Source organism: Streptomyces sp. SYSU D01066-1 (assembly GCF_054956795.1).
Window position 1 is genome coordinate 12045 of sequence record NZ_JBUDHV010000022.1, and the last position, 11700, is coordinate 23744.

Sequence of the window (11700 nt, forward strand, 5' to 3'; positions counted from 1 at the left end):
GAGTGATCGTCCGTATACGCTGGGGCTATGACGGACACTGCCGCTTCAACGGCCGGCCCCCTGGTCACCGGCGCCGAGATCGCCCGGCTGGCCGGAGTCACCCGGGCCGCCGTCTCCAACTGGCGTCGGCGCCATGACGACTTCCCCGCGCCGGCCGGAGGTGCCGCGAACAGTCCGCTCTACGCGCTCGCGGAAGTCCAGGCGTGGCTGGACAGGCAGCGCAAGGGCCAGGAGGTCTCACCCGAGGTCGAGTTGTGGCAGGCGCTGCGCGCCGTGCACGGGGAGCAGATGATCGCGGGCCTGGCGCAGGTCGCCGGGGCGCTGGCCGGAGAGGCCGGGGCCGAGGTGCCGGACGCCGTCTCCTCCCGGGTGCGGGACCTGCTGCGGACCGAATCGCCCGCCGACCTGGTGAACGGTCTGACCGAGCGGTTCATGGACTCGGCCCGACGCGCCGGTTCCGACCAGGTGACGCCCGAACGCGTGGTGCGGGCCGTACGCCACTTCGCTCCGGAACTGCGGCCCGGCGCCACTGTCTTCGACCCCGCCTGCGGGATCGGGGTGCTGCTCCTGTCCGTCGCCCCGGCGGCCGGGACGCGTTGCCGGGGACAGGAGATGGACGCCGACAGCGCCCGTTTCGCACAGCTCCGTGCCGATCTCCTGGGCCGGTCCGGCGTACGCGTCGTGGCGGGGGACTCCCTGCGCGCGGACGCATGGCCGGACCTCAAGGCCGATCTGGTCGTCTGCGACCCCCCGGCCGGCGTGACCGAGTGGGGACGGGAGGAACTGCTGCTTGATTCCCGCTGGGACCTCGGCACCCCTTCCAAAGCCGAAGGCGAGCTCGCATGGCTCCAGCACGCCTACGCGCACACCGCGCCCGGCGGCCACGTGCTCATGGTCATGCCGGCCTCGGTCGCCTACCGCAAGGCGGGCCGTCGTATCCGGGCGGAGCTCGTACGCCGCGGCATCCTGCGTCAGGTCGTCGCCCTGCCGCCGGGTACGGCGACCTCGCACGCGCTGCCGGTCCATCTGTGGTCCCTGCGGCGCCCCGAGAGCGCGGCGGGTGCGGACACGCACCGCACCGTGCGCATGGTCGACCTGACGGACAACCGTCCCGACGGGGATCTGCAACCGCGCCCGGACCAGGTCGCCGACGTGTCGCCGATCGAACTCCTCGACGACACCGTCGATCTGACGCCCGGGAGTCATCTCCGTCCCCGACACCGCGACCACCCGGGTGAGTACGCCGCCCTGCGCAGGGAACTGGAGGACCGGATCCGCCGGCTGGCCGCCCTCCTGCCCGAGCTGGCCGCGGGCGGCGGGCCGGGCTCGCTGGACGGCGCCACCACCAGCGTCGCGGATCTCGCCCGCGCCGGGCTCGTGACGTACGACGGCCAGGAGCCGGTCTCGGCCAGCGAGCAACTCGACACGGACTACCTGCGGGGGTTCCTGCGCAGCTCCGCCAACGCCCGCAGGTCCACGAGCGCGAGCGGGACCCACCGCTTCGACGGCAGGGGTGCCCGCATCCCCCGTATGGGCATCGGCGACCAGCGCCGCTACGGCTCGGCCTTCCGGGCCCTGTTCACGTTCGAGGAGGAGCTGCGCGGGATCGAGGAGCTGAGCCGGCGGCTCGCCGAGGTGGCCCGGGACGGACTCGCGACGGGCGGCCTGGCACCGGGGGAATGAGGACGGGGCGGCGGACGGCCACGACACCCCGGTACACCGCCTTCGGGCCGGACCCCTCGGCGAGGTGCTGGAGCGCCTCCAACCGGTCCTCCCCAGGGTGGCGTGGCCGGCCCGGAAGCTCTGGGCGAGGCCGGGCCGGAGGCATCAGGCCCCTGCCTTCCTCCCGGACGCCAGTCGCCCGGTGATCTTCCGGAAAGCCGCGAGGAGCCGTTCCGGTTCATGGGAGAGGTCGAGGCTGTGCTGGTGGATCCGCACGCCCCGCCCATCCGGGCCCGCCGCCGTCCCGCGCACCTCGTGGCAGCGCTCGGGCCGCCCTCCGGCCGCGTACACCAGGTGTGCCTCGCGCAGACCGAGCACGGTGGCGTACGCGAGTGCCTGGTACAGGTCGGCGTTGGGGAGTCCGTCGGCCTTCCCGGCCTTGTACTTGGCGTCGACGACGGCGAGCGGGGTACGGCCGTCACCCGTGCGGACGACCAGGTCGGGGCGCATGCCCACGAGGCGCGCGACGTCGAGGTAATGGGGGTCCTGGAGACGCGCGGTCAGGCCGTGCTCCCTGAGCGCCTCGCGCAGCCCGACGGTCACGAAGTCCTCGAACAGCTTGTTCATGTCGAGGAGGAAGCCGTCCACGGTCAGTGGCTCGGCTCCGGCCGGCCGGTGCTCCGGCGAGGTGCCGCGCAGTACGGCTTCGGCGAGCCGCAGCGCGGGCTGGTAGCGGGAGTTGAGCCGGGACGGCTGCCAACGCGGCAGTTCCCGGCCCCGTGTCAGCGGCAGCGCGTCGGCCAGCCGCACCCGCTGACGAGCCAGACGCCGCCGGACGGGACCGGGAACGTCCGGCAGCCGCAGCAGCCGCTCGACGGCGGTGCGCAGGATGCGGTTCTCGGCGGTGTCGGCGGTGTACGCGTCGTAGGTGATCTCCACGGGCGGCGTACGGCCGAAGTGCCGCCGGATCTGCTCGGCTTCCCGCACCCTGCCGCGCACCACGAGCGCCGACTCTTCGGCTTCCCGGTAGCCCTGGAGCACTCCCAGCCGCAGCGCCGCGTCGATCTGCCGCTCCACCGCGTGCGCGAGTGCGGGTACGACATCGTCGTACGCGCCGGTGTCGACCGTCCCCTCCCCGCCGTCACGCCAAGCGCGGGCCGGGTCGAGGCTGAACCCGAGGAGGAAGAACAGCCTGGTCACCGGCGTCTTGGGCATGATCCGTACGACCAGGCCGCCGGGCGTGCGTACGGCGCCGACCCGGCTGCCCGCGCGCAGCAGCCAGTACCCGTTCCGGTGGGGATCGGGGGCCGCGCCGCTGAGCACGCCGGAGGCGGCCAGGGCCCGCCCGGCCGCGGCGTCCAGCGGGACGGAGACGGCGGGCCCGTACTCGTGCAGCGTGACCTCGGCCGCGGGCACAGTCACGGGTGCTGCTCGCGCAGCGCGTCGAGACCGTAGCGCGCGGTGACGTCGAGGCCTTCGCCGTAGTGGTGTTCCTCCAGCAGCGGCAGGATCTTGGTGCGCCAGGTCCGTTCGAGGCCGCCGTCGCGGTACACGCCCGGTTTCATCAGGTACGACGGTCCGATGGCGAAGTCGGGGTCGTCGACACGGGCGTTGAGGGCGTCGAGGAGACGGGCGGGCTCCGCGTCCTTGCCCTCACGCGCCAGCCAGCGCGCGAGCAGGCCGGCGGTCGGTTCGGTACGCGGGGACAGCTCCACGAACGCGAAGCGGCGCCGCATCGCCGCGTCCACCAGGGCGATCGACCGGTCGGCGGTGTTCATCGTGCCGATCACGAAGAGGTTGGGCGGCAGGGCGAAGTCGTCGCCGGAGTAGGTGAGGCGGACCGACTTCGTCCGGTACTCCAGGAGGAAGTACAGCTCGCCGAAGACCTTCGCCAGGTTGGCGCGGTTGATCTCGTCGATGATCAGGAAGTGCGGGACGTGCCGGTTGCCCTCGCGCGAGGCGAGATCGGCCAGCTCCCGCAGCGGACCCGCCGTCAGCCGGAAGGCCACCTCCCTCGTCTCGGGGTCCTCCACGGGCCGGAACCCCTCGAAGAAGTCCTCGTAGGCGTACGAGGGGTGGAACTGCACGATCTTGACCTGCTCCGGACCGCCGCCGAAGTACTCGGCGAGCCTCATCGCCAGATAGGTCTTGCCGGTGCCCGGCGGACCGTAGAGAACCATTTGCCTTTCGTCGATGAGGAGTTCGCGCATCTCCTCCAGCCAGGCGCGGTCGTGGACGAGCAGGTCGGCGGCGAGCGCCTCGGTGACGTGCGGCAGCGACAGCTCCCGCGGGGCCGACCGCTCCGCGGCGGGTTCCGCCGGAGCCGGGCGCTCGTTCCGCCCGGTGAGTCCGTCGAGCACCTCCAGCACTCCGGTCAGGTCGACGACGTCGTGCTGGACGGACAGCTTCTGCTGCACTTCCTCCGGCAGGTCCTCGTACGCGTGGCTGCGCGGCAACCAGTCGACGGTCCTGCGCACATTGGACAGCCCGTCCGGCGACGAGGTCTGTACGGCGTTCCCGGTGATCCGCCCGACGTGCAGCCGTCCGTCACCGATGGTGGCGACGGTGTCGCCGACGCGCATCTGCGTGAGGAAGGCGTGCAGTTCGTCGACGAGGCCGCGCTTCTGGTTGTACGAGGCCGCCCCCTCGTACCCCTCCTCGACGTAACGGCGCAGCGCGCTCTTGGTCGGATCGGTCTCCTCCAGGGGCGGCAGATGCGCGGCCGCGAGCGAGACGAAGCCCTCCCGCAGCCACAGGTGCCGCACCAGGTTGCGCCCGGAGACGTTGGAACCGCGTACCAGCCACGCCTTGCGCGGAGGGCGCCAGCCGGTGGAGAGGTAGTCGGCGAGCGGATGGCCTTCCGCGGTACGCCACGACTCGGGGCCGGAGGCGTCGTAGCCGTACACGAGCGCGGCGGCGGCCGAGGAGGAGTTGCACTCGATGTCCCGGGTGGCCACCAGGCGGCGCGGCGCCTGCGGAACGCCGGGATCGGCCGGGGCTTCGACGAGGGCACCGCTCGCACGCAGGTCCGCGCGGTTGCGGCGGGCGTGGTCGCCGAGCCCGGGCCACGCGTCGGCGGCCACCACGGAACCCTTCCGCAGGAGGAACTTGTACGTGCCGTTGCCGCCGAACTCGGCGAGCAGGTGCCCGCGCGCCTCACCGCCGTCCTTGGGAAGCCTGAGGTGGAAGTCGGGCGTGCCGGGGAGGCGGTCGGGCTGCGGCATGGGTGACCTTCCGTGCGGTGAGGTCGGCGCGAACGCCCCGTACCTTACCTGTTGACGTTGTCAATTGGCGTTCGAACACCGATGGTGAACCTGTTGACGGCGTAAACGTGTCAGCCGTATGGTGCGGATGTGTCCGGTTGGCCCTTCTGGTGCGGCCGGGTGCTGGACGCTCAAGTGGGGGGGCACTATGGGTGGGGAGCCGACGGCCGAGGCCAGGCGGCGCACGATTGAGGCGGAGTTGCCGTCGGTCATCGAGAGGCTGAGGCGCTCCGCGTCTCGTTCGGGTTCCGTGAGTCATCGGGTCTTCGCCCTGGAGGCGAATCGGCTCGGGCTCACGAGCGACGAGCAGCAGCGGAGGCTCCGCAGTGGGCTTGCCGCTGTCGGCCTGCGGGTGAGGTCCTCGCGGGGGAAAGCACTGCGGACTTCCGAAGCGGATTCGGCCGCCGTGTCGGCTCCGCGAGCCGCAGGGAGCATGCCGCCCCCCGGCGGGTGGCAGCACTCCGCTCCCGAACTCGCGCCCGCTCACAGCGAAGCGGCCGGACGCCTGGCCCGGGCCCGGCGGATGCTGGCCCGTTACGCCGACGCCGACGGCACGGTCGGCAAGCTTGCCCACGACGGCGTCGTACGGCTCCACGGGCTCGGCCCGTCCGAAGCACGGGAGCTGGCAGCGGACTTCCCGATCACCCGTCCCCGGTCACCCCGCACGTCCGCCCGGACGCGCACCGATGCACGGTCGGGCCGTTCTGTGACCTCCGCGCCCGCTTCGTCGGTGTCCTCGAAGCCGCCGACCGGCAAGAAGCGCGCGCCCCGTTCCGCTGCTTCCGTGACGGATGACGGACTGCGGGACGCCGTCCGCGCGGCCCGGGTCGTTCTGGAAGCCGACCGGTGGCGCCGCGACCCGGGCAGAACACTGCTTACGGCGCACGAGGAAGTCGGCCTCGCCCTGCTCCTCCGCGACGACGCCGACCGCCTCGGCCGCGATGTCCCGGCGGACGAGATCGCGAAGTTGCCCCGTGACGGTGAGCGGTGGCGTGCCTACGAGTGTCTTGTCCGGCACAACCAGCGGCTCGTGTGGAAAATCGCGCTGGGGTATCAGGGCCGAGGACTCGACGCCGATGACCTCGTGCAGCACGGAACCATCGGACTGATGCGCGCGATCCGTAAATTCGACGTCGGCAAGGGCTACAAGCTCTCGACCTACGCGACGTGGTGGATTAGGCAGGCCATCACCCGGGCTGTCGCCGACGAGGGCACCCTGATCCGGATACCCGTACACATGCACGAAAGAGTCAGCAAGGTCGCCACGGCCGAGCGCAAGCTGCTGCACGAAGGCCGCTCCAGAACGGTCGCCGACGTAGCCTACGCGACCGGCCTCACCTTCGCAGAGGTGGAGGAGGTGCGCCGGATCAGCCGGCCTACCGACTCCCTGGACCGGATCATCGGGGATGACGCCACCCTCGGCGATCTGATCATCGGGCCGAGCCGACTGCCGGGGCCTCCGGCCGTGCTGCTCCGCAAGGAACTTCAAGCGCGCCTGCGCCACGTCCTGGAGCATCTCACCGAGCGTGAACGGCACGTCCTGATCCGGCGCACCGGACTCGACGGTGACGAGCCGGACACGCTGGAGGACATCGGGGTCGTCTTCGGTGTCACCCGCGAGCGCATCCGCCAGATCGAGTCGAAGGCCAAGGCCAAGTTCCGCGGCCAGCTGATCCGCCACGGAATGATCCCGGCGCACCAGTGAACCTGCCGCATCTCACCTGATACGAAGGAACCCGCACATGGACCCGCGCCAGGAGCTGGTCGACTACCTCACCCGGCAGCTCGTCGGCCCCGTCGGCGGTGACCACGAGGTGCTCGACGCGCCGCCGGACCGGCAGTACCTGATGGGCACGCTCTACCCGCAACAGGCGGACCGTCAGCGCCGGCTCGACCTCGCAGCCGACGACCCCGAGGCTCCCGGCGCCGAGCAGGACGCCCCCGACGCGGCCCCGGCCGCCGACCCCGTGCCCGAGACCAACAGCTGGCTGCCCGCGTCCCTCGGCATCAGCTTCTACACCGATGCCGTGAACGTCCAGGTCAGCTGCGCCGCCGCCCGCTACGAGACGCAGCGGAACGAACCCGGGCGCGGCCGGCGCTGGCAGCGCATCCCTCTCACGCCGGAAACACACACCATCGGACCCGACCGGGACGAGGTGGTCGTCCTCGACGGCCGCGCGAAGATCCAGCTGACTCGCCGCTCCTACGGCCCGGGCACCCTCGTCACCGTGGCCCTGGTCAACGAGAGGCACCACGACGGCGCCCACGACAAGGCGCCGGACTGGGACGACATGCTGTTCCAGTGCGGGCTCAGCGTCCGCCCCGCTGGCGGTGCCGTGCTGCCGTATCCCAGCGTCCGGCTCGCCAGTCGCGATCCCGAGGAACGCGAACTGCGCCTCCAGTACCGGCACGTCGTCACGCACGCCGTCGGCCACGGCTGCGCCGTCCGCGAGGACCACGGCGAGGACGGCGGTGTCGAGCACCTCGCCAGTGAAGTCCTGCCACGCGCCGAGGTGCCCGCCGTCCGGGCCGGCGGCCCGCTCGACGCCCCCGCGCTCACGCTCTCCCACCTGGCCGACCCGGCCGTCGACCGGGAGCAACTCCGAGAGGAACTTGCCGAGTTCGCCGCCTCCTACCACGCCTGGTACGTGGGCCAGCAATCCGTCGAGGTGCCGCCCTGGGGCCGCGAAGCGGCGGAGCGCATCCTCGGCCGCGTCCGCCAGGCAGTCACCCGCATCGAGGTTGGCGTCCGTACCCTGTGCGACCCCGCTCGCCCTGAACTCCTCGACGCCTTCCGCATCGCCCAGCGCGCCATGCTGCTCCAGATGCGGCACTCCGCGCCCGACCAGGCAGGACAGCGGCGCCTTCGCTCCGACATCGACGTGGCCCTCGACCCGCCCGTCGACCCCAAGGCCACCTGGCGCCCGTTCCAGCTCGCCTTTTTCCTCCTCGCGCTCGACGGCGTCGTCGATCCCGGACACCGCGACCGGGAGACCACCGACTTGATCTGGTTCCCCACCGGCGGTGGCAAGACCGAGGCGTATCTGCTCCTGGCGGCCTTCACCATCGCCCTGCGCCGGATCCGCGGCGAAGGCGGCGGCACCACCGTGCTCAGCCGCTACACCCTCAGTCTGCTCACCACCCAGCAGTTCCAGCGCGCCGCCACCACGATCTGCGCCCTGGAACACCTTCGCCGCACGGAACCCGCACTCGGCCTCGGCGGTGAGCCCGTCACCATCGGCCTGTGGGTCGGCGACACCACCACCCCGAACAAGTTCCAGGCGGCCAAGACCGCCTTCGACGAGCAGCGCGACGCCAGCCACCCCGAGGACGTCTTCATCCTCGACCGCTGCCCGTGGTGCGGCACCCGCATCATGCCGCCCACCTGGTCCAGCGTCCGCTCCGACTACGGAATCCGCGCCGGGGCGGACGAGTTCGCCTTCCACTGCACCCGCGACGAGTGCGCCTTCCACGACCTCCTGCCCGTCGCCGTCGTCGACCAGCACCTCTACCAGGACCCGCCCACCTTCGTCCTGGGCACCGTCGACAAGTTCGCCCGGCTCGCCTGGGAGCCCGACTCCGGCAGCCTCTTCGGCGCGGGCACCGGCCACCGGCCCCCCTCCCTGATCATCCAGGACGAGCTGCACCTGCTCACCGGTCCGCTCGGCACCACGGTCGGCCTCTACGAGGCGGCCGTCCTGGAGCTGTGCACCGGCCCGGACGGCCGCCCGCCCAAGATCGTCGCCGCTACGGCCACCATCCGGCGCTCCGCCGAACAGGTCCGCGCCCTGCACCACCAGGACGTCCAGCTCTTTCCGCCGTCCGGACTCGACGCCTGTGACAGCTTCTTCGCCGTCCCCGACACCGGCCGCCCCGGCCGCCTCTACCTCGGCGTCATGGCACAGGGCCACACCGCGGGCCGCGGTGCCGTCACGACGACGGCGGCCATGCTCCAGGGCGTCCACCAGCTCCCCGAGGAACACCGCGATGACTACTGGACCCTCGTCGCCTACCATCACAGCCTGCGCGAACTCGGCCGTACCGTCACCGCGGCCGGCGACGACATTCCCGCCCAGCTCCGCGGCCTCGACGAGGGCGCCGGCACCCGCGAACTGGCCGGCGAGCAGGTGCAGCAACTCGACAGCAGTGTGAAGCGCGCCGATCAGCCCATCCTCCTCGACCGCCTCGAAAAGCCCTGGACGGACCCTCGGTCGGTGTCGTTCCTGCCGTGCACCAACATGCTCTCCGTCGGCGTCGACGTGAAGCGGCTCGCGTACATGCTCATGCAGGGCCAGCCCAAGACCACCGCCGAGTACATCCAGGCCACCAGCCGCGTCGGCCGCCACCACGTGCCCGGACTCGTCGTCACCTACTTCAACGCCACGCGTCCGCGCGACCGGTCCCACTACGAGACCTTCATGGACTACCACCGAGCGCTTTACCGCTACGTCGAACCCGCCAGCGTCACCCCCTGGTCCCTGCCCGCTCGCCGCCGTGCCCTGCACGCCGCGCTCGTCATCCTGGTCCGCCACCGGCTCGGCCTGGCCGCCGAGAACAGCGCCGGACGGATCACCGGCCACAAGAAGGAAGCGGCGCGGATCGCCGACGCCCTCGCCGAGCGTGCCGCGACCGCCGAGCGCGGCGCCACGGGAGCCGACGCCGAGGCGGTACGCGCCGACGTACGAGCGGAACTCGGCTACCTCCTGGACGACTGGTACCGGCAGGCCGGCATTGCCGCCGCCGAGGGCAAGGACCTCTACTACCGCAGCCAGGGCAAGGGCCAGCACAACCTGCTCAAGGGCTTCGAGCAGCGCTACGGCCTGTGGGAGACCCTCAATTCGATGCGCAGCGTGGATCGCGAGTGCCAGATCACGGTGACGGGAGCAGGAAAGTGAAGCGCAAACTCCGCGTCCGTCAGGCGCAGACCGTGCTGCCGTTCGGCGTGGGTGCGGTACTGGACGTCCAGGGCGAGTCCTTCGCCGCCGCCGGCATCGAGAGGTGGCCGGACCTCAAGACCCCCGTCCCCTCCGAACGGCTCGCCGCCCGCCTCGGCGTCAAGGGCTTTTTCGCCGCTCCCCACACCCTCAACGACCGCTACGACAGCGCCGATCGCCCCGGCGTCCCCTATGTGCGCTTCCCCGGCTGGCTGTTCTGCGGCTCCTGCCGGGCCATGGTCCGCTTCCTGCGCGAAGACGAGAAGCCGGGTGAGCCGCCCGTCTGCACGTCCTGCTCGGCCGCACCCCGTCTCACCCCGATGAGGTTCGTCCGCATCTGCCCGGACGGACACCTGGACGACGTCGACTGGTGGTACTGGGCGCATTCGAAGCTCACGCCCGAACTGCGGCAGTCCTGTTCCGAGTCGAAGCACGTCTGGAAGGCGCGCCGGCTCAGCTTCCGCGTCGCCGACCGCGCCTCCGGACTCGAAGCGCTCTCGGTGCGCTGCGGAGCGACCAGGGACGGCGGCAAGCCCTGCGGCGCCGAACGCGACCTGCTCGACGTCCTCGGCCCCCAGAGCGGACACTGCGCGGGCCGCAACCCCTGGCAGCACTGGGACGCCAGGACGTCCTGCGGCCAGCAGGCGCACATCGTGCAGCGCACCGCCGGGAACGTCTACTACCCGGCTGTCTACTCGGCCCTCGACATCCCGCAGACCGCCGAAGCCCCGCGCGCGGAGCGGAACATGACGGAGACCGTCCTGGGCCACGGTTTCTGGCCCCTCCTGCTCGACGCACTCGGCACGCCCAGGGCCGACACCTTCCGCGGCATGATCAAGGAGGACACCGGCGCCTCCGACAGCCTTATCGACCAGCTCGTCACGGAGGCCACGGGCGCCCCGGTACCGTCGGCCCCCGACCGGCCTGGGCCCGGAGAGCCCGAGAAGACGGACTTGAGCCGCGACGAGTGGTACGCCTTCGACGCCACGTACCTTCCGGAACCCACCCGCGAGTTCGCGGTCCGGCGCGGTGGACTCGGTTTGGACGGTGAGCAGGAGGAGCCCTGGGCCGCCCTCGACGCACACGTCGGCGGTGTCGTCCTCGCCGACCGCCTCCGCGAGGTGCGGGCGCTGACCGGCTTCCGTCGCCACTCCCCGGGTGGCACCCTCGTACCCGCCGACACCAGCGGCCGCCTGCGCTGGCTGCCCGCGACCGAGGTCTACGGCGAGGGCATCGTCCTCACCCTCGACGAGCAGCGCCTCACCGCCTGGGAGAACGACCCCCGCGTGCGGGCCCACGTCCACGGTGTCCGTACGGACCTCGACGCGTCGTTCCGCGAGGAACAGCTCGCCGAGACGACCGGCAGCGAACTCTCGCCCCGCTTCCTGCTCCTGCACACCGTCGCCCACCTCCTCATCCGCCAGCTCTCCTTCGACTCCGGCTACACCACCGCCAGCCTGCGCGAGCGCGTCTACGGTCGCCCCGAGTACGGCCAGCGCGGACTGCTGATCTACACGGCCGCCGGTGACGCGGAGGGCACCCTCGGCGGCCTGGTCCGGCAGGGCGAGGCACCGCACTTCGCCGAGACGCTCATCCGGATGCTGGAGGCGGCCGCCTGGTGCTCCGCCGACCCGCTGTGCGCGGAGCACACCGGGCAGGGCTTCGGCAACCTCAACCGGGCCGCCTGCCACGCCTGCACCCTGCTGCCCGAGACCAGCTGCCAGACCGGAAACACCCTGCTCGACCGCGCCCTGGTCGTCGGCTCCGCCCGCGTGCCCGGCTACTTCACCGACGTCCTCACCGCGAGCCGCGAGTCCGCCGCGGTCATCGCCCAGGGGTGA

6 protein-coding genes are annotated in these 11700 nt (G+C 71.8%); 4 read left to right on the top strand and 2 right to left on the bottom strand.

Annotated elements, in window-relative coordinates:
* The first annotated feature begins 27 nt into the window (after positions 1–27).
* Positions 28–1683, top strand: a complete 1656-nt coding sequence (locus ACY1JF_RS20330; protein ID WP_462706585.1) for an N-6 DNA methylase — start codon at positions 28–30, stop codon at positions 1681–1683.
* 144 nt (positions 1684–1827) lie between these two features.
* Here ACY1JF_RS20330 and ACY1JF_RS20335 read toward each other — a convergent pair whose 3' ends face one another.
* Positions 1828–3084 carry an McrC family protein gene (locus ACY1JF_RS20335; protein ID WP_462706586.1) on the bottom strand — a complete coding sequence of 419 codons (1257 nt, stop codon included), beginning with the start codon at positions 3082–3084 and terminating at the stop codon, positions 1828–1830.
* Complete coding sequence (locus ACY1JF_RS20340) at positions 3081–4886, bottom strand: DUF4357 domain-containing protein (protein WP_462706587.1); 1806 nt, start codon at positions 4884–4886, stop codon at positions 3081–3083. Before ACY1JF_RS20340 ends, ACY1JF_RS20335 begins: the two co-directional genes overlap by 4 nt.
* Before the next feature lie 562 nt (positions 4887–5448).
* Here ACY1JF_RS20340 and ACY1JF_RS20345 point away from each other — a divergent pair.
* The 3 genes from ACY1JF_RS20345 to drmB are packed head-to-tail and all read left to right on the top strand — an operon-like array spanning position 5449 to position 11700.
* Entirely contained in the window at positions 5449–6630 is a 1182-nt protein-coding gene (locus tag ACY1JF_RS20345) for a sigma-70 family RNA polymerase sigma factor (protein ID WP_462706588.1), read from the top strand.
* Between the two features lie 37 nt (positions 6631–6667).
* A complete protein-coding gene (locus ACY1JF_RS20350; RefSeq protein WP_462706589.1) occupies positions 6668–9820 on the top strand; it encodes a helicase-related protein in 3153 nt (1050 codons plus the stop codon).
* Positions 9817–11700, top strand: a complete 1884-nt coding sequence (gene drmB / locus ACY1JF_RS20355; RefSeq protein ID WP_462706590.1) for a DrmB family protein — start codon at positions 9817–9819, stop codon at positions 11698–11700. Before ACY1JF_RS20350 ends, drmB begins: the two co-directional genes overlap by 4 nt.